Annotated in this window: 22 protein-coding genes and 1 riboswitch; of the genes, 10 read left to right on the top strand and 12 right to left on the bottom strand. The window is 60.1% G+C overall.

All coding sequences use genetic code 11. The annotated features are described in order from the left end of the window. Window positions 1-59: 59 nt before the first annotated feature. The 3 genes from cobM to cbiE are packed head-to-tail and all read right to left on the bottom strand — an operon-like array spanning window position 60 to window position 2,412. Window positions 60-854 (bottom strand): precorrin-4 C(11)-methyltransferase, encoded by a 795-nt coding sequence (gene cobM, locus CLV88_RS10495; RefSeq protein ID WP_106608346.1) that lies wholly within the window; start codon window positions 852-854, stop codon window positions 60-62. Further along, window positions 851-1,216 (bottom strand): cobalamin biosynthesis protein, encoded by a 366-nt coding sequence (locus tag CLV88_RS10490; RefSeq protein ID WP_106608345.1) that lies wholly within the window; start codon window positions 1,214-1,216, stop codon window positions 851-853. The genes cobM and CLV88_RS10490 overlap by 4 nt, the downstream gene beginning before the upstream one ends. Beyond that, entirely contained in the window at window positions 1,213-2,412 is a 1,200-nt protein-coding gene (gene cbiE, locus CLV88_RS10485; protein WP_106608344.1) for a precorrin-6y C5,15-methyltransferase (decarboxylating) subunit CbiE, read from the bottom strand. The genes CLV88_RS10490 and cbiE overlap by 4 nt, the downstream gene beginning before the upstream one ends. Between cbiE and CLV88_RS10480 the strand changes: the two genes are divergently transcribed. Beyond that, complete coding sequence (locus CLV88_RS10480) at window positions 2,411-3,166, top strand: cobalt-precorrin-6A reductase (RefSeq protein WP_207797047.1); 756 nt, start codon at window positions 2,411-2,413, stop codon at window positions 3,164-3,166. The two genes, cbiE and CLV88_RS10480, sit on opposite strands and share 2 nt — an antisense overlap. On the opposite strand, the gene cobJ is transcribed toward CLV88_RS10480, so the two are convergent. From cobJ to CLV88_RS10445, 7 genes are read right to left on the bottom strand one after another with little or no spacing between them, the layout of a single operon-like run. Next, on the bottom strand, window positions 3,139-3,891 hold the full coding sequence (gene cobJ / locus CLV88_RS10475; protein ID WP_106608343.1) for a precorrin-3B C(17)-methyltransferase: 753 nt from the start codon (window positions 3,889-3,891) through the stop codon (window positions 3,139-3,141). The two genes, CLV88_RS10480 and cobJ, sit on opposite strands and share 28 nt — an antisense overlap. Continuing rightward, window positions 3,888-4,619, bottom strand: a complete 732-nt coding sequence (gene cobI, locus CLV88_RS10470) for a precorrin-2 C(20)-methyltransferase (RefSeq protein ID WP_106608342.1) — start codon at window positions 4,617-4,619, stop codon at window positions 3,888-3,890. The genes cobJ and cobI overlap by 4 nt, the downstream gene beginning before the upstream one ends. After that, window positions 4,616-5,245: a precorrin-8X methylmutase gene (locus CLV88_RS10465; protein WP_106608341.1), complete on the bottom strand. Its 630-nt coding sequence runs from the start codon at window positions 5,243-5,245 to the stop codon at window positions 4,616-4,618. The genes cobI and CLV88_RS10465 overlap by 4 nt, the downstream gene beginning before the upstream one ends. Beyond that, window positions 5,235-6,380: a cobalamin biosynthesis protein CobG gene (locus CLV88_RS10460; RefSeq protein WP_106608340.1), complete on the bottom strand. Its 1,146-nt coding sequence runs from the start codon at window positions 6,378-6,380 to the stop codon at window positions 5,235-5,237. The genes CLV88_RS10465 and CLV88_RS10460 overlap by 11 nt, the downstream gene beginning before the upstream one ends. Beyond that, entirely contained in the window at window positions 6,377-9,661 is a 3,285-nt protein-coding gene (gene cobN / locus CLV88_RS10455; protein ID WP_106608339.1) for a cobaltochelatase subunit CobN, read from the bottom strand. Before cobN ends, CLV88_RS10460 begins: the two co-directional genes overlap by 4 nt. Window positions 9,662-9,666: 5 nt before the next feature. Further along, entirely contained in the window at window positions 9,667-10,704 is a 1,038-nt protein-coding gene (gene cobW, locus CLV88_RS10450; protein ID WP_106608338.1) for a cobalamin biosynthesis protein CobW, read from the bottom strand. Beyond that, the gene (locus CLV88_RS10445) at window positions 10,701-11,084 is read right to left on the bottom strand and encodes a DUF1636 family protein (RefSeq protein WP_106608337.1); all 384 of its coding nucleotides are present in this window, start codon (window positions 11,082-11,084) and stop codon (window positions 10,701-10,703) included. The genes cobW and CLV88_RS10445 overlap by 4 nt, the downstream gene beginning before the upstream one ends. Window positions 11,085-11,161: 77 nt before the next feature. After that, window positions 11,162-11,364, bottom strand: a riboswitch (cobalamin riboswitch). Between the two features lie 241 nt (window positions 11,365-11,605). On the opposite strand from CLV88_RS10445, the gene cobO reads away from it, so the two are divergent. Genes cobO through CLV88_RS10425 form a run of 4 tightly spaced genes read left to right on the top strand, consistent with a single transcriptional unit; the run spans window position 11,606 to window position 14,357 of the window. Beyond that, complete coding sequence (cobO, locus tag CLV88_RS10440; RefSeq protein ID WP_106608484.1) at window positions 11,606-12,214, top strand: cob(I)yrinic acid a,c-diamide adenosyltransferase; 609 nt, start codon at window positions 11,606-11,608, stop codon at window positions 12,212-12,214. Next, window positions 12,214-12,564, top strand: coding sequence for a Lin0512 family protein (locus CLV88_RS10435; RefSeq protein WP_106608336.1), 351 nt, complete (start codon window positions 12,214-12,216; stop codon window positions 12,562-12,564). The genes cobO and CLV88_RS10435 overlap by 1 nt, the downstream gene beginning before the upstream one ends. Then, on the top strand, window positions 12,561-12,905 hold the full coding sequence (locus CLV88_RS10430) for a Lin0512 family protein (RefSeq protein WP_165798857.1): 345 nt from the start codon (window positions 12,561-12,563) through the stop codon (window positions 12,903-12,905). Before CLV88_RS10435 ends, CLV88_RS10430 begins: the two co-directional genes overlap by 4 nt. Window positions 12,906-12,908: 3 nt before the next feature. Further along, window positions 12,909-14,357, top strand: coding sequence for a cobyric acid synthase (locus tag CLV88_RS10425; RefSeq protein ID WP_106608335.1), 1,449 nt, complete (start codon window positions 12,909-12,911; stop codon window positions 14,355-14,357). Between the two features lie 41 nt (window positions 14,358-14,398). On the opposite strand, the gene CLV88_RS10420 is transcribed toward CLV88_RS10425, so the two are convergent. After that, window positions 14,399-15,376 carry a GlxA family transcriptional regulator gene (locus tag CLV88_RS10420; RefSeq protein ID WP_106608334.1) on the bottom strand — a complete coding sequence of 326 codons (978 nt, stop codon included), beginning with the start codon at window positions 15,374-15,376 and terminating at the stop codon, window positions 14,399-14,401. A gap of 75 nt (window positions 15,377-15,451) precedes the next feature. On the opposite strand from CLV88_RS10420, the gene bcoG reads away from it, so the two are divergent. The 5 genes from bcoG to CLV88_RS10395 are packed head-to-tail and all read left to right on the top strand — an operon-like array spanning window position 15,452 to window position 19,675. Next, the gene (bcoG, locus tag CLV88_RS10415) at window positions 15,452-16,363 is read left to right on the top strand and encodes a 3-dehydrocarnitine:acetyl-CoA trimethylamine transferase BcoG (protein WP_106608333.1); all 912 of its coding nucleotides are present in this window, start codon (window positions 15,452-15,454) and stop codon (window positions 16,361-16,363) included. 8 nt (window positions 16,364-16,371) lie between these two features. Continuing rightward, complete coding sequence (locus CLV88_RS10410) at window positions 16,372-16,806, top strand: hypothetical protein (protein ID WP_106608332.1); 435 nt, start codon at window positions 16,372-16,374, stop codon at window positions 16,804-16,806. A 3-nt stretch (window positions 16,807-16,809) separates the two neighbouring features. Then, window positions 16,810-17,451, top strand: coding sequence for an SGNH/GDSL hydrolase family protein (locus CLV88_RS10405; protein ID WP_106608331.1), 642 nt, complete (start codon window positions 16,810-16,812; stop codon window positions 17,449-17,451). Next, entirely contained in the window at window positions 17,448-18,920 is a 1,473-nt protein-coding gene (locus CLV88_RS10400) for a carnitine 3-dehydrogenase (protein WP_106608330.1), read from the top strand. Before CLV88_RS10405 ends, CLV88_RS10400 begins: the two co-directional genes overlap by 4 nt. Continuing rightward, the gene (locus CLV88_RS10395) at window positions 18,917-19,675 is read left to right on the top strand and encodes an SDR family oxidoreductase (protein ID WP_106608329.1); all 759 of its coding nucleotides are present in this window, start codon (window positions 18,917-18,919) and stop codon (window positions 19,673-19,675) included. The genes CLV88_RS10400 and CLV88_RS10395 overlap by 4 nt, the downstream gene beginning before the upstream one ends. On the opposite strand, the gene CLV88_RS10390 is transcribed toward CLV88_RS10395, so the two are convergent. Further along, window positions 19,672-20,529, bottom strand: a complete 858-nt coding sequence (locus tag CLV88_RS10390; protein ID WP_106608328.1) for a helix-turn-helix domain-containing protein — start codon at window positions 20,527-20,529, stop codon at window positions 19,672-19,674. The genes CLV88_RS10395 and CLV88_RS10390 overlap by 4 nt on opposite strands. Window positions 20,530-20,586: the final 57 nt, after the last annotated feature.

Raw genomic sequence — 20,586 nt, 5'->3', positions numbered from 1 at the left:
GGCCAGCCCCCGCACCCCCGGGATATTTTGCGCGAAAGGAAAGGTTGGGGCGTTTTAGGTCAATCGTCGCCGTGTTGCCAGCCTGACCATTGGCTGTTTGCTGTTTGAGGGCGGTAGCGGCGGTCATACTCGGTGGCGTAGAGGCAACTTTCGTCAAAGCCGTCGCCAGCCAGTGCCGGGCCGACAAGAATGAGGGCAGTGCGGGTGATGTTTTCGGTGACGTCTGATTTGAGTGATCTCAGAGACGTGCGGATGATCTGCTGGTCTGGCCAACTGGCGCGGTAGACAACTGCGACCGGGCAATCGGCGCCATAGGCCGGGGTGAGGTCGGAAATGACGTGATCAAGGTTGCCTATGGAGAGGTGGATGGCCAACGTGGCGCCTGTCGCAGCGAAATTGGTCAGGGTTTCGCCTGTCGGCATGGAGGAGGCGCGACCTGGCGTGCGGGTGAGGATCACCGACTGGGCAAGGCCCGGAAGAGTGAGTTCGGTTTGCAACGCTGCGGCGGCAGCAGCAAAGCTGGGCACGCCGGGTGTGACCGAGACGGGGATATTGAGCGCGCGCAGACGGCGGATTTGCTCACCCATAGCGGACCAGACGGAGAGGTCCCCGGAATGCAGGCGGGCAACGTCCTGACCTGCGTCATGGGCGGTTTTGCAGTGGGTTGTGATCGCGTCCAGATCAAGCGGAGCGGTGTTGATGATTTGCGCGTCTTTCGGGCAATGCGAGAGGATTTCATCCGGAACAAGGGAGCCTGCATAAAGGCAGACGGGGCATGAGGCGATCAGGTCGCGTCCGCGCAAGGTGATGAGGTCGGCGGCGCCCGGTCCGGCACCAATGAAATGGACGGTCAACGGGGGTCTCCCTTGGCGATGGCGCAGGTCGCAAGGCGATCCAGCGAGATGTGGCGTGGTGTCAGCAGGGTCGCATTGTGGGAAAGCGCGGCCAATGCGCAGGCCTCGGCGACGCTGCCGGTGCCGCGTTTTTCTAAAACTTTTGCCGAGTGCGTTAGGGTGGAGGCGGCCTGCATGGTTGGGGCGGTGATCGGCAGGATGGGAGCGCCGAGCGTTTTGGAGAGGGCAAGGAGTGCGGGTGCGTCTGCCTTATCAGATGGGGTCGCAATCGCGTCAGGCGCGGAGTGGCCGGTTGCATTCAGCGCGTGCTGGAGAGATTGGAGCGTGGCGCTCTGACGAAAACCGATACCGGCGACGATCATTTGGAAACGCTCCATTGCACGATGGGGTAGCTGTGTTTCCAGCCCCGTTTTCGCCCCAGTGGATTGGACAAAGCGATGTCGATGCGCATGAGATCGCCACCTTTGTCGGCGTGCCAGTTCATAAGAAGCGTTTCGGCCTCGAGCGTGACAGCGTTTGCCACAAGGCGCGCGCCGGCAGGAAGTGCAGCCCAGACCGTGGTGAGCATGTCCCGATTGATGCCACCACCGATGAAGACGGCGTCTGGTGGTGTCAGGTTTTTTAGCGCGTCTGGAGCGGAGCCGGTAACGACCGCTAGTCGGTGCACGCCGAGATTTGCGGCGTTGCTGGCGATGCGTTCGGTGCGGGTTGGGTCGATCTCGATAACGGTGGCTTGGGTGCTGGGGTGCGACCAGAGCCATTCAATGGCGATCGAACCTGAACCACCGCCGATGTCCCAAAGGTGTTCGCCGGGGCGTGGGGCGAGGGCGGATAGGGTCAGGGCGCGTACGGGGCGTTTGGTGATTTGGCCGTCATTCTCGAACAGGGTGTCGGGGCGGCCTGTGGCGAGTGGGATAGTGTGGCCATCACCGGCGACTTCGATGCCGACAGAGACAGGGTGTTGGATGTCAGTGTCGTTCAGCGTGCTTGCGGTTGTAGTGCGGATTCGCTGTCGTGGGCCGCCCAATGCCTCGAGCACATGAAGGGTGGAGGCTCCAAAGCCGAGGTCTGTCAGATAGGTGGCCAGATCGGAGAACGCAGTGCCATCACGCAGAGTGGCCAGCAGGTTTTGGCCGGGGTGCAAGTGTGGGCGCAGGGTCGCGAAGGAGGCCGCGTGCAGACCAAATGTGAGAGTTTTTTCCAACGGCCAGCCAAGGGCAGCGGCGGCGAGTGACATGGTTGAAGGGGCAGGGATAGCCACGTATTCATCCGGCGACAGGTGTTTGGACAGAGACGTTCCCGCGCCGTGCCAGAACGGATCACCTGAAGCGAGCGCAACAGTTGGTGTGCCGCGATGGCTCAGGAGCTGAGGGATGCCATCTGCAAAGGGAACCGGCCAAGGGATGAGTCGTCCGGTCAGGTCAGGTAGCAGCGACAGGTGACGTGCCGCTCCCATAATGATCTCGGCGTTTTTAAGTGCTTTGCAGCTTGCAGGCGACAGGCCATCCGGTCCATCTTCGCCCAAGCCAACGATGGTCAGCCACGGAGTGTCAACCATGGATCCCAACCTCCTTATTCTGGGCGGCACAACCGAGGCCAGCGCGCTGGCGAAGGTCGCGGCGGACCATGGTTTGCGCGCCGTGTTTTCCTATGCTGGTCGTGTGTCCTCGCCAAGAATTCAGCCGATCCCGCAGCGTGTTGGCGGCTTTGGCGGTGTTGCGGGACTGGTTGACTATTTGAACGCTCAGAATGTGACCCATGTGGTCGACGCCACGCATCCGTTTGCCGCTCAGATGAGTTGGAACGCGCATCATGCCTGCGTGCAGGCGGGTGTGCCGCTGCTTGCGCTGACCCGCCCTGCATGGCAGACGCAGAGAGGCGATGACTGGCACCATGTCGCCGATATTGAGGGAGCTGTGGCAGCGTTGAATGGGGCGGCGCGGCGCGTGATGCTGGCGCTGGGTAAACTCAATGTCCCAGCTTTTGCCGCACAACCCCAGCATCACTATGTTCTGCGTCTTGTAGACACGCCAGCTGCGCCCATCGACCTTCCCAACCACAACGTTGTGGTCGCGCGCGGACCCTTCGATGTTGCCGGCGATATGGCCCTGTTTCGCGAACACAGTGTTGATGTGGTGCTTTGCAAAAATGCCGGAGGTGTGGGCGCAGAGGCCAAGTTGCATGCGGCGCGTGCGTTGGGCTTGCCGGTGATCATGATTGACCGTCCAACACTGCCACCACGCACCGAGGTAGCGAGTGTTGAGGGGGTGTTGGACTGGCTTGCTCATGTCAAAACAGAGCGCGGCGTGTAGACGAAAGGCGCGCCGTTGCGGGTGATGATGCGGGTTTGTGATGAGCCGAGCAAAACCACGGTGCGCATGTCGGCCATATCTGGCGTGGTATCGTTCAACGGCACAATGCGAATGGTTTGATCAGGGCGCGTGACGTTGCGGGCAAAGATCATTGGGCGTGCATCACCACAGGTATTTTTCAGCGTTTCCAATGCTTTAACAAACCCTTGAGGGCGCGATTTGGACCGTGGGTTATAAAAAGCCATCGCAAAATCCGCCTCTGCGGCCAGGCGCAGGCGTTTTTCGATCAGCACCCATGGTTTCAGGTTGTCGCTGAGATTGATCGCACAAAAATCATGTCCCAAAGGCGCGCCGCAGGCTGCGGAAGCCGCGAGCATGGCGGTGATACCGGGTAAGACGTGGATATCAAGGTCTCTCCAATGCGCGTCACCGTTCTCGACCGCCTCAAACACCGCTGAAGCCATTGCAAAAACTCCGGGGTCACCGGATGAGACAACCACGACGTGCTTGCCCTCGCTGGCCATTTCCAGCGCGTGGCGCGAACGATCGATTTCGACGCGATTGTCAGAGGGGTGCAAGGTGAGGCCGGGGCGGGCCGCAACGCGCTCGACATATGGGATATAGCCGACAATGTCAGTGGCGCGTTCAAGTGCGGCATGCACTTCGGGTGTGATCAGGGCGTCGTTTCCGGGGCCAAGTCCGGCAATGACAAGAGAGCCGTTCATGGTCGTCGCCCCTGTCCATGCACCACGATGATCGAGAAATAGGGCGTGCCTGGATCTGTCATTTCCGAGAGTTTGGTCACAGTCTGCTTGGCCATCGTGGCATATTGCACAATCCATGCGTCATCGAATTTGCCACCGGCCTTGAGCGCAGATTTGACCTTGTCAAAGTTGCTGCCGATTTTCATGATCACCAGCGCATCCGTGCGGCTGATATGGTCGATTAACTTGTCCTCGGGCAGGGTGGCCATCAGCACGGTTAGTACATCGTCGCCCCATGTGATGGGGGCTTCGGTGGCGGTCCAGGCGCCGGACATGCCGGTGATGGCGGGCACAACCTCGACCGGGACGATGTCGCGCAAGCGGGCATAGAGATGCATGAACGAGCCGTAGAAGAACGGATCGCCCTCGCAGAGGACGACCACGTCCTGACCGGACTGCGCCAGCCCGATCAGGTGTTGTGTGACGTCCGCGTAAAAGGTCGAGAGCGCCTCGTTGTAGCGCGGATCATGCAGGGGAATTTCGGTTGTGACCGGGTATTCCATCGGGAACTCAATCACGTTTTCTGGCAACAGACCTTCGACGATCTGGCGGGCCTGGCCTTTGCGTCCTGCCTTGCGAAAGAAAGCGACATGCGGTGTGGAGCCGAGCAGGCGGTGGGCGCGAACGCTCATCAAATCCGGATCGCCAGGGCCAAGGCCGACGCCATATATGGTGCCGGTCTTGCTCATTCTTTGCGGCTCGCGATGGCGTTGATGGCCGCAACGGTCATGGCAGAGCCGCCAAGGCGCCCTTCGACGATCATGCATGGCACAGGCTGGTCAGCCCAAAGCGCGTCTTTGCTTTCGCGCGCGCCGACAAAACCGACCGGGCAGCCAATGATCGCGGCTGGTCGCGGGCAGGTTGAGTCTTCGAGCATGTTGAGCAGGTGAAAGAGAGCGGTGGGTGCGTTGCCAATGGCCACGATTGCGCCTTCCAAACGGTCGCGCCAATGTTCCAACGCGGCGGCGGAACGGGTGTTGCCCATTTCTTTTGCCAATTCTTGAATGCCGGGCGCGTGCAAAGTGCAAATCACCTCGTTATCGGCGGGTAGGCGCGGGCGGGTGACGCCTTCGGACACCATGCGCGCGTCGCAAAACACTGGTGCACCGTTTTCCAGAGCAGTGCGGGCGGCGGCGACCATGCCGGGCGTGAAGCGCACGTGTTTTTCCAAGCCCACCATTCCGGCTGCGTGGATCATGCGCACCACAACTTGTTCTTCGTCTGCATCGAATCCCACCAGATCCGCCTCGCGGCGAATGGTGGCAAAACTTTCGTCGTAAATGGCTTGGCCATTCTGTTCGTATTCATAAGGCATCACATTCTCCGATGCGCTGAGCAAGTGTTTCCGGCGTCAGGCTGGGTATGAGGGGCTCATCCCATGGCAGGCCGTTGCGGACAAGATCAAAGCGCCCGTTGCGACCCACCAGAGTGGTTTCACAGCGGCGCGGGCGGGCGCAGCCTTTGGAACAGCCGCTGATGTGCAGCGGGCGGCGGCTGAGCGGGGCGAGGGTGCGCGCAAGGGCGCGAGTTTCGACTGTGGCCGACGTACATAGAGGTGCGCCGGGGCAGGCGTCGATATTGAGCAGCGGGTCGTCGGCACAGGTGATGAAATCGGAAGTATCATCAGCGAAAAAGGAGGTGCCTTCGAGCAGGATCAGCCGCCACGGTGTTACGCGAAGGGCTTGTGCGCCGGTATCGTTGATCAGGCCGGCCAATGCGGTGGCGTCGATTTTGCCAAAGGCGGCGCCATAAATGTCGCCATTGTCGGTTGCGCCGGGGGCGAGGGGCGAGGCCGCGTTGAGCGGTGCGGTTGTGCGCCATTCGGCGGGCAAATCGGTTTGGGCCAGATGGACGGCCATGCGGCGGTGCTCCGTGCCTCTTGTGTCGGCAAACCAATGCGCCATTCCGATAAGCGCGTCGACGGCGGATTCGGGGGTGACGGGACACCCCAGATCAGATCCATCGGCGCGCAGGATCAGGGTGTTCTCGCCGCGCTCAAAACGGAAATCAGCGGAGTTCTTTTGAAACTGCGGGGTGGGGCCAGTGTCGACGGCATAGCCGACCTTGGCAGGCAAGCCCGGCAGTTCTCCAAGGCGGCGGGTCAATTCGCTGGCAAGGCTATGTGTCTCGTCGCCGTCTTTCCAGAAGGGGGCAATCAGGATGTTGCGGCGGCTTTCCAAGATGGGATCATCTGGTAGAAGATCGAGATCGAAAAGACGCTGCAGTAGGGCTTCGTGATTCGCTTCCGTTACGCCGCGGATTTGCAGGTTGGAGCGGCTGGTGAGATCTAGCACACCAGAGCCAAATTCCTGTGCGGCCTTGCAAAGACCCAAAACCTGATCGCGGGTTAGGCGCGCCAATAGGGGGCGCACGCGCACCACCAAACCGTCGCCCGACATCATCGGTCGATAGGCACCGGGGCACCAGCCTTTGGCCGCTGGTCGGCTCATGCTGAGCGCTCCAGATTGGCAAGGATTGAGTTGCGCCGTGTAATCCAGAGGCCCGCGCTGTGCAGGGCGGCGAACCGGTCACGCATGGCGGCAAGTGCTTCGGGGTTCTCGCGGTCAAGAAACGCAATTACAGTGTCGTCGCCCAGCGTGGCGTCATGGTAGGCATCAAAGAGATGCGGTGGCACTGCCCCGGCAAGGTTTGCAAAGGCAGCCATATGTTCAAGGGTTGCGGCAATTTCTGCGCCGCCGCGGAACCCATGACGCATCATTCCAGCGAGCCAATCCGGGTTCGTGGCGCGGGCATGAACAACGCGTGCGATTTCTTCGCTGAGCGCGCGTGCACGGGGATTTTCCGGGTTGGTATTGTCCATATGATAGAGTGCGGCGTTGCCACCTGTAACAGCTTGCGCCGCGGCGAAACCCGCCTCGTGAGTGGCATAGTCGGTTGCCAGAAGGATGTCGGTTTCGGGCATGTCCTGAAGATGCACAAAGCTGTCAGCATTTGCGACACGTTCGGCGATGCCGTCGCGGTCTTGCACGGGTTTGTCGCCCTCAAGCGCCCATGAACTGGCATTGAGCCATGCCATGCCTGCGGCAGCGCGCCCCTCGTCAGAGTAGTCATCTATGTTTTGGCCAATTCCAAGACCATAGCTGCCCGGTGCGGGGCCGTACACGCGCGGTGCGGTGACACGACCCGCAAATGGGTTCCAGTCAGCGGCCTCATCGCGATTAGACAAGGCGCGGATGGCCTGACCAAAGAGACCCGAGAGGGTTGGGAAGACGTCGCGAAACAGCCCCGAAACACGCAAGGTGACATCTATGCGGGGGCGATCAAGCAGAGTGATTGGCAGGATTTCAACACCGCTCACGCGCTCGCTTCCTGCGTCCCAGACCGGTTTCGCGCCCAAAAGGTGCAGCGCCATCGCAAATTCCTCGCCTGCTGTGCGCATGGTGGCCGAGCCCCAGAGGTCAACGATCAGGTTACGCGGGTAATCCCCCTCGTCTTGTAGATGGCGTCGGACCAGCTCTTCGGCGAGTTTGACGCCTTGGGCATAGGCTGCGCGAGTGGGGACTGAGCGGGGATCGGTGGTGTAAAGGTTGCGCCCCGTTGGCAGAACGTCATGGCGGCCACGGTAAGGTGAGCCGGAGGGGCCAGCCTCGATCCGTTTGCCGGTCAATGCGCGGCGCAGGGCTTTGGATTCTTGCGACACAGAAGCGGCGGTGTCAAAGCTGCTTTCTGTAACTGGAGGGCGGCCAAAGATATGCAGACCGTCGCCGAACTGGCTTTCCTTGATGTCGCAGACGAAGGTGTCGATCCGGGTGATTGCCTCGGCCAGACAGGTTGCGTCGTCCAACCCAAGTTCTGCCTCAAGCCCGAGCGCCTCTGCTTCGCCGCGGATGTCCTGTTGCAAGCGGTCGCGGCGGCGTGGGTCAAGGCCATCGGCGTTCGAAAACTCATCCAATAAGGATTCCAGTTGCGCGAAACGGTCGGGTGTGGCCGATGGTTTGAGCGGCGGGGGCACGTGCCCCAATGTCAGCGCGCCGATACGGCGCTTGGCCTGTGCGGCCTCGCCGGGGTCGTTCACGATAAACGGGTAAATAACTGGCGTTGCGCCGATTAGCACCTCGGGCCAGCATTCAGCGCTGAGGGCGACGGATTTGCCGGGCAACCATTCAAGCGTGCCGTGCGCGCCGATATGCAACAGCGCGTCGATGTTGTGGACACTGCGCAGCCAGAGATAGAAGGCGACATAGCTGTGGCGCGGGGTGCGGGTAACGTCGTGGTATTCTTCGTCGCGTTTGGTATCCTGCCCGCGTTCGGGTTGTAGGGCGATCAGGGCATTGCCGCGCTGTACCGCCTTAAATGTAAATTCGCCGTTTATTACGGTTGGATCGGTTTCTGGCGCCCCCCACGTTTCGGCAAGCTCGTTTTGCAAAACCACTGGAAGCTTGGCCAGCTCGGCGCGGTAGGTATTTACCGGCCAGCTCAGGGATTGTGTAATAAGCGCGTCGGAGAGATCACCGTGTGTGTCGATGGCAAAGCCGTCAGCCTCGAGATCTTCGAGGATGGCGTCTGTGCTGGCCAGTGCATCCAACCCCACAGCGTGAGCCATGTTCCAATCTTTGCCCGGATAGGTGCTGAGGATACAGGCGATATGTTTGTCGGCATTGGGTTTTTGCGACAGTGAAACCCAGTTTTCAACTTTGTCGGCGATGGCTGAAATACGTTCGTCGTGCGCGCGGTGGCCAAATCGGGAATACTCCAGAAGCGGGTCTTTCTTACCCGGTTCCTTGAATGACGACACCCCGGCAAAAAGCCGCCCGTCGACCTCGGGCAGGACCACATGCATGGCGAGATCTGCGGGTGAGAGGCCGCGTTCAGCTTCGGCCCAGTCCTTGCGCCGGGCCGTCGACAAGGCGATTTGAAACACTGGCGCGTCGGTGGCGTCGAGCGGGGAGGTGCCCGCCTCGCCTTTGCCAGAAAAGGAGGTGGCGTTAACAATGGCGGCAGGGGCCATTTCGCGCAACGTTTCGGCCAGCCATGCGGCGGCGGCGGGTTGTTTGAGGGAGGGGGCAAAAAGGCCAATAACCTCAAATCCTCGGGCGCGAAATTCGGTAAAGATCGCCTCAATCGGGGCGGTGTCGGCCGCGCTGACATAGGCGCGGTAGAAGGTGACGGCGATCAGGGGTTTGGCGGCGTCGCGCGCCGGAATGTCCTTGAGAAACCCAGTTTCGGGCGTCCATGCGCCGGTGTCTGGCAAGGCTTTGGAACCAGGCACGGGGCGCGCGTAGAGACCCGCGGCAAGGGCGAGCTGTGCGAGTGCCGCCTGCGCCGCCACAGCGCCGCCGGTGTCACAGAGATGGGTTAGTCGATGCAGGGTGCTGACCGGGAGAGTCGAGACCTCGTCCAGCCGCGTATCGGGGCGGCCATCAGCAGGCAGAACGGCCAGCGCGATGCCTTTTTCCTGCGCCAGCGCCATGACCTGTTGAATGCCATAAGACCAATAGGAGATGCCGCCTATCAGACGGATCAGGATCGCCTTGGCCCCGACCAATGTCTGTTCGACATAGGTATCAACCGAGAGCGGGTGTTTGAGCGCCGTCAGGTTGGCCAGTCGCAGCGAGGGCAGATCGCCATTCGCGCGATGCCAGCCTGCCGCGAAAGCGCCAAGATCAGAATCCGAAAACGACAACACCACCAGATCGGCCGGGGATTGGCCCAGATCCATCGGGGTTTCGGTTTCTTCCAACCCATGGCTTTCGCGAAAGACGACATGCATGGTGCTTAGTCCACCAGAGCGGCGCGGATAGCTGCTTCGTTCACGTCATCATGCTCGGCAATCACGACCATTTTGCCTTGACGGCCTTCTTCGGGCTTCCAAGGGCGGTCGAACTGGTGGCGCACTCGGGCGCCGACGGCTTGAACCAACAGGCGCATAGGTTTGCCTTCCACGGCGGCGTACCCTTTCACACGCAGAATGTTCTGCTCGTTAGCAAGCTTTTCGATCTTGGCCGCAAAAGCCGCCGGATCGGATTGCTCAGGGATATCAATCACAACGCTTTCGAAATCGTCGTGTTCGTGATCGTCGTGGCCGTCATGATGGCTTGGGCGGTTGTCCATGTCGTCTTCGGCAGCAGCTTCCAGACCAAGAATCACGCGTGGATCAACAACGCCCTCGGCCACCTCGACCACGGGCAGAGCGCGGGGTGCTTCTTTGAGCACCATTGCCTTTGCTTTGGCCACACCTTCGGGGCCAGCAAGGTCAGGTTTGGTCAACAGCACGATGTCGGCGCAAGATACTTGATCTTCGAATACTTCGGACAGAGGTGTCTCGTGATCAAGGCTGTCATCCGCCTCGCGTTGCGCATCCACTGCGGCCACATTGGGTGCGAAACGGCCATCGGCCACGGCCTCGGCATCGGCCAGCGCGATCACGCCATCAACGGTGATCTTGGAGCGGATATCGGGCCAGTCAAACGCCTTGAGCAACGGTTTAGGCAAGGCGAGACCTGAGGTCTCGATGACAATATGCTCGGGACGCGGTTCCAGTGCCATCAGCGCTTCTATCGTGGGGATAAAGTCGTCGGCCACCGTACAGCAGATACAGCCGTTGGCCAGCTCCATGATGTTCTCTTCCGGGCAGTCGGGAATGGCGCAGGATTTCAGGATCTCGCCATCTACACCCACGTCGCCGAACTCGTTTACGACAATCGCCAGACGTTTGCCTTGCGGGTTTTGCATCAAGTTGCGTATCAGCGTGGTTTTACCCGAGCCGAGAAAGCCAGTGATCACGGTGACGGGGAGTTTTTCGAGGCTGCTCATTCTGGGGTCTCCTGCGGCGGGATGCGCGCGATACAGTTTTTGCGGAAATGGATGGAGCGTTCACGCCAAGGAACAAGCCCGTCAACGGTGGCGGCGTATTTGGTGACACCATCAGCGACCAGTTCGGCGTCTTCAGCACCGGTGAAACGGCCATAGACATAGGTCCAACGCTCGTTGCCACCACGCAAAGTCACCGAACACCCCTGATCGCAATTGGAAAAACACTCGACCCCTTTGAGGGTCACATTTTCGGGAAGATCAGCGGCGGTAAGCGCGTCGAACAATTGCGTGCCGGGGCGGGGGCCTTCGACATTGGTCGGCTGTCCGGCCCGGCAGGTCGTGCAGACCAGCAATTCAACTGGCTGAGAAGCATCGGCCATCTATCTATCCCTATGGTGGGACGGGGTTGGGCGGGTTGCGCATGTCAGCCCGACACCGGAACACCCCGTCCGGTTTCGTCTTTTCTTCGGTGCTGGCAGGTCTCCCGGCTTGCGGATCTCGGCATATGCCTGCGGTTGCCCTGCCTTCCCGGATTGGTTCCAGTGGCTACGGGCGACCTCTCCGGTCACGGTCGCGGGGGCGGCTGCGCTCGCGGAGTGATCCGGTACGCATTCCCTATTCACCTGTCCGAAAACAGGCACCAGCGCGCCCAAGTGATGCAGGTAGGGGGGCTTTGTCAAGCAACAGGCGGCCATGTTAGCGTTTGTCGCGTGACAAGCGATCATTGCCGACGTGCTTTGCACCAAAACCGGCATGAAATTTGTGGATGTAGCAGCAAGGCATGAGGAGGCGATTCTCTTGTGCATGGCGGCAACACAGGTAAATCCGTCGCAGGCCTGCTTGTGATTGGCATCGGGCTATGGTTTCGTGCCGCGAAATCGCGCAACAGCAGGAACCGGTTATGACTGACGAAAACGCCCGACACACCGAAAAGATGAATAAAATCAAAGCCGCGCGGGATCGCATGATGGCGAACAAAACCGAGGAAAAGGGCTTGATCATGGTCCATACCGGCCCCGGAAAAGGCAAATCCAGTTCAGGATTCGGCATGATCATGCGCTGTATCTCGCACGGGATGCCGGTGGCCGTGGTGCAGTTCATCAAAGGCAATTGGGCCACGGGTGAGCGTGACTTCCTGCGCACCCATTTTCCGGACGAGGTGAAATTCCATGTCTCGGGCGAGGGATTTACCTGGGAAACACAGGACCGCGAGCGCGACATTGCCAAGGCTGAGGCGGGCTGGGAGCTTGCCAAGGAGCTGATCCGCGATCCGGCGAACCGGTTCGTGATGCTGGACGAAATCAACATCGCTCTGCGCAATGATTATTTGAATATCGATGACGTGGTGGATTTCCTGTTGGAGGAAAAACCCGACATGACCCATGTGCTGTTGACCGGTCGTAATGCCAAGCCTGAGCTGATCGAAGCGGCGGATCTGGTGACCGAGATGTCGCTGGTCAAACACCCGTTCCGTGACGGTATTAAGGCGCAGCAAGGGGTGGAATTCTGATGCCGAAAAAACGCCTTCTAACTGAGTTCGGGATGGGATCATCCCTTCGGCGGCTGGACTATACAGAAGCCGCGTGTCGGGCGGTCAGGGATGCGTTGTGGCATAATTCGATCAACCTGTCTGAGCTGTTTGGCAGGGAGAAAGAAGAAATGCACATCACTGTGGAGGTTGGCGTGCAGGATCCGGGGGCGGTGGATGCCGCCAAAGTGGCAGGAATATTTCCCTATGGTCAGGTCGATGTGCGCCCGGTTGCGGGCGGGTTGGATGTGCCACGTAGCGACGGTGGTAATCCGACGGTGATCGCAAATGTGGCGATTTCGGTAGCGCTGGACGTGGAGGAAAAGCCGTGAGTGATCAACGTTTTATTATCGAGATGGGCATGGGAAATGACCAATACGGTCAGGACTATACCAAGGCCGCTGCGCGCGCGATCGAGGACGCCATTCGCCATTCGTCGATCCCGATGTTCGATGCGCTTGGGTTGGACCATACAGAGATGCGTGTGCAGGTCACAGTAGCTGTTCAAGAGCCGGAGAAGGTGGATTGTGCGAAACTGACCCAAGGTTTGCCGCGCGGGCGGGCCGAGGTGAAGGCAGTGTTTGGCGGGCTTAATGTGACCAATCCCGACAGCGGAAATGTTCTGGTAATGGCAAGCGCGGCAGTTGAAGCGTTCTTGGCAAAACAGGCCTAGAGCATGACGCGGGCGGTTATGATCCAAGGGACGGGCTCGAATGTGGGCAAGTCAATGTTGGTGGCGGGCCTTTGCAGGGCGGCGGTGCGGCGCGGGCTGAGCGTGGCACCGTTCAAACCGCAGAACATGTCCAACAACGCAGCCGTGACCAGCGATGGCGGCGAGATCGGGCGCGCTCAGGCGTTGCAAGCGATGGCCTGCGGTAAGCCATTGGTGACGGACATGAACCCGGTGCTACTCAAACCAGAAACGGACGTTGGCGCGCAGGTGGTGGTGCAGGGCAAGCGCCTGACCACTGTAAAGGCGCGCGAGTATGCCAAGCTGAAACCGCAGTTGATGGAACATGTGTTGGAGAGCTTTAATCGGCTGAAATCGCAGCATGATTTGGTAATTGTTGAAGGGGCGGGGTCGCCGGCTGAAGTGAATTTGCGGGCCGGGGACATTGCCAATATGGGTTTCGCCGTGGCAGCGGATGTGCCGGTTGTTCTTGCTGGAGATATTGATCGCGGCGGGGTGATCGCGCAGGTTGTCGGTACTAAATCGGTTATGGAAACGGGCGACGTGGACATGGTGGCCGGGTTCCTGGTCAACAAGTTTCGAGGCGATCCGAGCCTGTTTGATGATGGCTATACCCTGATCGAAAAGACCACGGGATGGCGCGGGTTTGGGGTACTACCGTATTTTGATGAGGCTTGGAAACTGCCCGCCGAAGATGCGCTCGACATATCCAATGCGGAGCGGGAGGATGGGCTGAAAGTGGTGTGTCTGGGGCTGTCGCGGATTGCAAATTTTGACGATCTGGACCCCTTGGCACAGGAGCCGGGGGTGAGCCTGAGGATGCTGCGCGCAGGTGAGGTTTTGCCGGGCGATACGGATGTGGTGATCATTCCCGGCAGCAAATCGACGCGAGGCGATCTCGAGTTTCTCAAAGCGCAGGGTTGGGATGTGGATCTGGCCGCGCATGTGCGGCGTGGCGGGCATGTGCTTGGAATTTGCGGTGGATATCAGATGCTTGGGACCGTGGTGCGGGATCCAGAAGGCATCGAAGGATCGGCAGGCGATACCATGGGGCTGGGGCTCTTGGATGTGGAAACGGTGATGACGTCGGATAAGCGCCTGACCGAGACGCAGGCTGTTCATGTGCCGTCGGGGCAAGCGTTTCGAGGGTATGAGATTCATATCGGGCGAACGGAGGGCGGAGATAGGGCGCGGCCATTTGCGCACGTTGACCGGCGCGACGAAGGCGCGATGCGGGCGGATGGGCTGGTGGCGGGGAGTTACTTGCACGGGATGTTCCGTGATGATGGGTTTCGCGCCGCGTGGCTGGAGAGCGTGTGCGGTGCGGCCAACGGGCTGGAATATGACGCGACAGTGGAGGCAGTGCTAGACCGGTTGGCGGATCATGTAGAGCGGCATCTGGACGTTGCAAGCATTTTGAGCGTCGCGCGGTGAGGCGCAGGTGTTATTGGGTATTTTGGAACATTGAGAGGAGCTTAGCGGGGCGAGACCTTCTGGCGGAGGGCGCGGGTTGAGGTGCCGTAGGCGGCGCGGAAGGCGCGGGCGAAGCTGGACGGGGAGTTGAAGCCGGTGGCCAGTGCGATATCACGTACGGGCAGGGACGTGTCGGTGGCAAGGCGGTGAGCCTCGGACAGGCGGAGCGATAGGTAGTGCGCTTTGGGCGATTGACCGAGCTGGGTGCGGAAGCGCGTTTCCAGCGTGCGTATGGAAAGCCCTGTTTTTGCCGCGATTTCTGGGAGTGGGATTGGGTCGTCCAGAGTCGATTCCATGAGGTCCAATGCGCGGGCGATATGTGGGTTGCGGCGCAGGGGACGTGGCGCGGAGCTGGTGCTTTGCTGGTGGGCTGGGACCGGATCATAGAGAAAGGCGCTGCCGACGCGGCGAGCGAGTTCTGGGCCGAAGCGGTCGTTGAGCAAGTGCAGCATCATATCAATGCATGGCGCCGCGCCGCCGGAGGTGGCGAAGCGGCCTGAAAGGCAAAACCTGTCACGACGCACGTCGATATTGGGAAAGCGGGTGGCGAATTCTTCTAAGTCTTCCCAATGGGTTGTGGCGTGATGATTGTCTAAAAGGCCCGCGCGGGCCAGCAGCCACGGGCCGCCATCGATGGCGGCGATGGGGGTGCCTTGGGCCGCGATCCGGCGTAGGCTGGCAAGCAGTTGCGGGGTGGCTTGTTCTTCGAGCCGGAAGCCCGCGACAATTAGAAGGATGTCGGCGCGGGTGAAACGGCTGATGCTTTGGCCCGTCACAGTCAGGCCGCTGGTGAGGTTTGAAGGCTGGTCCGTTGGTGTAAAAAAATCCCATTTAAACAGTGACTTACCCGCGCGTCGATTGGCGGCGCGCATAGGATCGACTGCGGCGGCGAAGCTGAGCGTGTTGCACTCATCCAGCACGAGGATGGCGGTATCCAGTGTGCGACGGTCTGGTAAAAACGGCATTTTTTCGATTTTCATCAAGTCAACTACGTAAAATGGAAAGTCATTTGACGCAAGTCGGGGAATAATCACACAACTGAAAAGGAGTCGCTTATGCCGTTGGCCATGAACAAAGACGTTTTTATCACCTGCGCGGTCACCGGATCGGGCAGTACACAGGATCGCAGCCCCAAGGTACCACGGTCGCCTGAACAAATTGCTAACAGCGCGATTGCGGCGGCGAAGGCTGGGGCGGCGATTGTGCACTGCCATGTGCGCGACCCTGAAACCGGGGCGCCGAGCCGGGATCTGGCGCTGTATCGTGAAGTCACGGATCGGATCCGTGACAGCGACACGGATGTCGTGCTGAACCTGACGGCGGGCATGGGCGGTGACATCATTTTTGGTGGGGTCGAGAATCCGTTCCCAACAGCAGAGGGCACCGACATGATTGGTGCGACTGAGCGGGTGGCCCATGTGGCCGAATGTTTGCCGGAAATCTGCACGCTGGATTGTGGCACAATGAACTTTGCCGAGGCAGATTATGTCATGACCAACACGCCGGGGATGTTGACGGCGATGGGAAAAATGATGACAGAACTGGGGGTTAAACCAGAAATCGAGGCGTTTGACACTGGTCATCTTTGGTATGCAAAACAGCTGGTCAAGGACGGTGTGCTGGACAGCCCGGCGCTGGTGCAGCTGTGTATGGGCGTGCCATGGGGCGCGCCGGACGACCTCAATACCTTTATGGCGATGGTCAATAATGTGCCAGATGACTGGACGTTCAGCGCGTTTTCGCTGGGACGTAACCAGATGGCCTATGCTGCGGCGGCGGTGCTGGCCGGTGGCAATGTGCGCGTGGGGCTAGAGGATAATCTGTGGCTCGACAAAGGGGTGCTGGCCGAGAACTGGCAGCTCGTGGAACGGGCGCAAACCATCGTTGAAAACATGGGTGCGCGGGTGATTGGGCCACAGGAGGTGCGGGATAAGCTTGGGCTGGAAAAACGTGCGCCGAAAGCGTGATATGTCCAATGGTTAACGCCAAAAACCGCCGAAAAAGCAACGTCGGTTTTACGTCGGTATTGCGTCGGTATCGCGTCGGCGCGGTTTTGGGCGGCGCGCTTTTGTTAACGGGTGCAGTGCAGGCTGAGACGCCGCCAATTTGGGAAGGCTATTGGAGCGGGAACGCCAGTTGGTGCGTCCGCGCCGGTGAGGTGGGCGACGAGACGCCCACCTGGTTCGGGCGCGACGGTTTTTTCGGGATCGAGTGGAGCTGCGAGATCGATGGTGTTGTGGCGATTGGGGTCGGCCAAAGCTGGTCCATACAGACAACTTGTCTGGATGCCGGGTTTGAATACACGCAGTCGCAGATATTCCTGGTGACCTATGAAGACCGGCTGTTGATTTTGGATGAGACCGGAGAGACGGCGAATTTGGTGCGCTGCGCTCTGCCTGAGGGGCCGTGAGAGATGCCGGATATCCTATGTTTTGGAGATAGCAACACGCATGGCACCTGTCCGATGGTGCCGGAGTTTGGCGGTATTGAGCGGTTTGGACGCGATCTGCGCTGGCCTTGTGTGATGGCGCGCGCCTTGGGGGCGGATTGGCACCTGATTGAGGAGGGCCAGCCGGGGCGCACGACGGTGCTTGACGATCCGATTGAGGGCGAACACCGCAATGGACGGCGTGTGCTTCCGGCGATCATTGAGAGCCATGGGCCGATTGATGTGATGATTATTATGCTGGGCACCAATGACCAAAAGGCGCGGTTTGGGTTAACCGGACGCGATATTGCGCTGGGGGCCGGGCGGTTGGTGGAGATGGCACTGGCCAGTGGCAAGGTTGGCCGGGTGTTGATGGTCTGTCCACCGCCAGTGTTGGAGCGGGGCGAGGCGAACGAGGTTTTTGCCGGGGCCGAAGCGCGGAGTGCTGGGTTAGCGACAAAATATGCGGAAGTGGCGCGCGCACTTGGCGTGGCGTTTTTTGATGCCGGGGGGGTGATTGAAAGCCATCCGGATGAGGGCGTGCATTTTGGCGGCGCAGCGCATCGGGCGTTGGGGGTGGCAATTGCGGGCAAGGTACACACGATGATGCAGGAGAGTGCAACGTGACAACGGCGGCGATAATTGGCGGTGGGGTGATTGGTGGCGGCTGGGCCGCGCGGTTCCTGCTGAACGGGTGGGATGTGCGGGTGTTTGACCCGGACCCGGAGGCCGAACGTAAGATTGGCGAGGTGCTGGACAACGCACGCCGTTCGATGCCGGGGCTGAGCGATGTGGCGCTGCCGGAAGAGGGGCGGCTGAGTTTTCATGAGAGCCTGGCCGAGGTCGTTGAGGGCGCGGTCTGGATTCAAGAGAGTGTGCCGGAACGGTTGGAGCTGAAGCAAAAGGTCTATGAGGGACTGCAAGCGCATTGCGATGCGGGCGCGATTATTGGGTCGTCAACCAGCGGGTTCAAGCCAAGCGAATTGCAGGAACAAGCGCCGCGCCCTGAGCAGATCGTGGTGACGCATCCGTTTAATCCTGTATATCTGATGCCGCTGGTCGAGCTGGTGCCGACGGCGCAGAACACTGCGGACCTGGTGGCGCGGGCCAAAGAGATTTTAACCGGATTGGGGATGTTCCCGCTGCATGTGCGCAAGGAAATTGACGCGCATATTGCGGATCGTTTCCTTGAGGCGGTATGGCGCGAGGCGCTTTGGCTGGTCAAGGACGGGATCGCCACGACAGAAGAGATCGATGAGGCGATCCGTATGGGGTTTGGCATTCGCTGGGCGCAGATGGGGCTGTTTGACACCTATCGCGTGGCCGGGGGCGAGGCGGGTATGAAGCATTTCATGGCGCAGTTTGGCCCGGCGCTGGAATGGCCGTGGACCAAGCTGATGGATGTTCCGGAATTCACGGATGAGCTGGTTGATTTGATCGCGGGACAGTCGGATGCACAGTCAGGCCATATGAGCATTCGCGAGATGGAACGCATTCGCGATGACAATGTGGTGTCGATGATGCGCGCGTTGAAAGCACAGAACTTTGCGTCTGGTGCTGTGTTGAATACGCATGATGCCGGGCTTGAGGCCAAGGCGGGCATGGTGAAACGGGCGGGCGATATTGTCGATCCGGGACAACCGATTGTGACCATTCGGCGGGCGGTGCCGGTGGATTGGCTGGATTACAACGGGCACATGACCGAGAGCCGGTATCTGCATGCGTTTGCGGATGCGACGGATCGGTTAATGGAGATTGTCGGTTGTGATGCGGACTATATCGCGACGGGAGGCAGTTTCTTTACCGCAGAGACGCATATCCGCCATATCGATGAGGCCAAGCTGGGCGAACGGATTGAGGTGCGCACGCGGGTGCTGATGGGGGAAGGCAAGAAGATGCACCTGTGGCATGAGATGTATGGGGGCGAACGGCTGTTGGCGACCGGAGAGCATATTTTGATTCATGTGAGTTTGGAGACGCGTCGGCCCGCGCCGTTCAGTGCAGAGATTGCAGAGAATCTGGCGATGATAGCCGGGGCGCAGTCCGGATTGCCAGCACCGGACGGTGTTGGTCGCTATGTGGGAGCGCCGCGGTGAAGCGGGTTCTGATCACAGCCGGAGCCAGCGGCGTTGGGCGCGCCATGGGCGAGGCGTTTGACGCGGCAGGTTGGCAGGTTTGGGTTTGTGATCGGGATGCGAGCGCGTTGGCGGATGTGCCGGAGGCATGGCGCAGATCGTTGGTCGACGTGACCGATGAGGTGGCGGTTTCCGGTTTGTTTTCAGAGGTTTCCGAGGTTTGGGGCGGGGTTGATGCGCTTTGCGCAAATGCGGGTATAGCAGGGCCAACTGCGGCTATTGAGGACGTATCCTTGCAGGATTGGCAAGCCTGTCTGGCGGTCAATCTGGAGGGGGCGTTTCTGGCGGCGAAATATGCGGCACCGCTGATGAAGGCGGCCAAGGCCGGGTCGATCGTGGTGACAAGTTCGACCGCAGGGCAGTACGGCTATCCGTTTCGCGCGCCGTATGCGGCGGCAAAATGGGCGGTGATTGGACTGACCAAGACGCTGGCGATGGAATTAGGGCCGTATGGCGTGCGGGCCAATGTGATCTGCCCCGGCGCCGTGGAGGGGCCGCGCATGGAGGGGGTTCTGGCACGCGAGGCAGAGGCCAAGGGCATGTCGCGCGATGCGGTTTATGAGGGTTATGCCAGCGGGACGGCGATGGGGCGCTTTGTTGAGGGCAAGGATGTGGCCGGGATGGCAGTGTTCCTTGCTTCTGACACGGCACGTTTGGTCAGCGGACAGGTGATTGCGGTGGATGGGTTTACCGTTAACCCGGACCCGAAGGTCTAGATCGCTGTGCGCTGGGTGGACATGTATTCCGGGATTGCGCGGGCGGTGATTTCGGATTTGCGAACGAGATTGTCAAAATGTTCGGTGAAGGACGCAACCCGTTCGGTATCGCGAAAGGCAAGATAGTTGCGGCCGAGATAGAGCACTGCGAGCAGCGGGCCGAAGACGGTGATCGGGCTTGAGAACAGCCGGTGCGCATCAAAGAGATAGATGCGCAGGCGGGGATAGAGTTGAGCTGAGAGATCGGCAAAATGATCGAGCTGTGTGCGGCGCAGGTCGGGCGGCAGGCCACGGTAGTAGCCGGTGCCGGTGGCAAAGCTCTCTATCTCGTGCAGGGGCAGCGCGATTTCGTAGTCTGACTGAGAGGAGCGCATCCAATTCAGGCGGTCGCGCGAGGCGTTGATCGCCTGTTCGGTGGTGCGGCCCAGGTGGGCGGAGTATTCCCAAACCAGCATCTGGTCAGTTTTTAACATGTCGGGCAAACCGGCGGGGACGTGGCGGATTTTGTAGCCCGCGGCCTCTTGGTGCCAGTTGAAAATCTGTTCGTCCACTAGCGCGCGCGGGGCGGCGGTGACGGTGAGAGAGTTCGCAAGGATGTCTGCTGCGCTCTCGGGGCGATCAGTAAGCGAGAGCAGCCAGTCGGCAGAGACGCCTAGCGCGCTGGCGCATTCCCCGACAACTTGCGCATTGGGCAGACGTGCGCCGGTGTCCTTGAGCAGCTGCGATATGGTCGAACGGTCGACCCCAATCTGCCGTGCGAGTGCGCTTTGGGTCACGGATTGCCCCTGCATCGCGGCGGCGAGGCGTTGGCGGAAGCGATCGGCGCGCAGGCGTTTGTCGATAAATTCACTCATATTGTGATTTATATCTCCAATGCTGAATTTTGTTAATCATATTCAGAATTCTGCACG

Source organism: Shimia abyssi, from assembly GCF_003014475.1.
Lineage (GTDB): Bacteria > Pseudomonadota > Alphaproteobacteria > Rhodobacterales > Rhodobacteraceae > Shimia > Shimia abyssi.
Note: the sequence above shows the minus strand (reverse complement) of the source record. Positions and strands in the feature narration are given on the sequence as shown.

Bases quoted from the DNA above. Each gene is read 5' to 3' on its own strand.
- cobJ (WP_106608343.1), bottom strand. From the start codon at position 3,891: ATGAACGGCTCTCTTGTCATTGCCGGACTTGGCCCCGGAAACGACGCC.
- CLV88_RS10435 (WP_106608336.1), top strand. From the start codon at position 12,214: ATGCCGAAAAAACGCCTTCTAACTGAGTTCGGGATGGGATCATCCCTT.
- CLV88_RS10460 (WP_106608340.1), bottom strand. From the start codon at position 6,380: ATGAGCCGACCAGCGGCCAAAGGCTGGTGCCCCGGTGCCTATCGACCG.
- CLV88_RS10490 (WP_106608345.1), bottom strand. From the start codon at position 1,216: ATGATCGTCGCCGGTATCGGTTTTCGTCAGAGCGCCACGCTCCAATCT.
- CLV88_RS10420 (WP_106608334.1), bottom strand. From the start codon at position 15,376: ATGAAAATCGAAAAAATGCCGTTTTTACCAGACCGTCGCACACTGGAT.
- cobO (WP_106608484.1), top strand. From the start codon at position 11,606: ATGACTGACGAAAACGCCCGACACACCGAAAAGATGAATAAAATCAAA.
- bcoG (WP_106608333.1), top strand. From the start codon at position 15,452: ATGCCGTTGGCCATGAACAAAGACGTTTTTATCACCTGCGCGGTCACC.
- cobW (WP_106608338.1), bottom strand. From the start codon at position 10,704: ATGAGCAGCCTCGAAAAACTCCCCGTCACCGTGATCACTGGCTTTCTC.
- cobN (WP_106608339.1), bottom strand. From the start codon at position 9,661: ATGCATGTCGTCTTTCGCGAAAGCCATGGGTTGGAAGAAACCGAAACC.
- CLV88_RS10425 (WP_106608335.1), top strand. From the start codon at position 12,909: ATGACGCGGGCGGTTATGATCCAAGGGACGGGCTCGAATGTGGGCAAG.
- CLV88_RS10390 (WP_106608328.1), bottom strand. From the start codon at position 20,529: ATGAGTGAATTTATCGACAAACGCCTGCGCGCCGATCGCTTCCGCCAA.
- cbiE (WP_106608344.1), bottom strand. From the start codon at position 2,412: ATGGTTGACACTCCGTGGCTGACCATCGTTGGCTTGGGCGAAGATGGA.
- CLV88_RS10480 (WP_207797047.1), top strand. From the start codon at position 2,411: ATGGATCCCAACCTCCTTATTCTGGGCGGCACAACCGAGGCCAGCGCG.
- cobI (WP_106608342.1), bottom strand. From the start codon at position 4,619: ATGAGCAAGACCGGCACCATATATGGCGTCGGCCTTGGCCCTGGCGAT.
- CLV88_RS10445 (WP_106608337.1), bottom strand. From the start codon at position 11,084: ATGGCCGATGCTTCTCAGCCAGTTGAATTGCTGGTCTGCACGACCTGC.
- CLV88_RS10410 (WP_106608332.1), top strand. From the start codon at position 16,372: ATGGTTAACGCCAAAAACCGCCGAAAAAGCAACGTCGGTTTTACGTCG.
- CLV88_RS10465 (WP_106608341.1), bottom strand. From the start codon at position 5,245: ATGCCTTATGAATACGAACAGAATGGCCAAGCCATTTACGACGAAAGT.
- CLV88_RS10405 (WP_106608331.1), top strand. From the start codon at position 16,810: ATGCCGGATATCCTATGTTTTGGAGATAGCAACACGCATGGCACCTGT.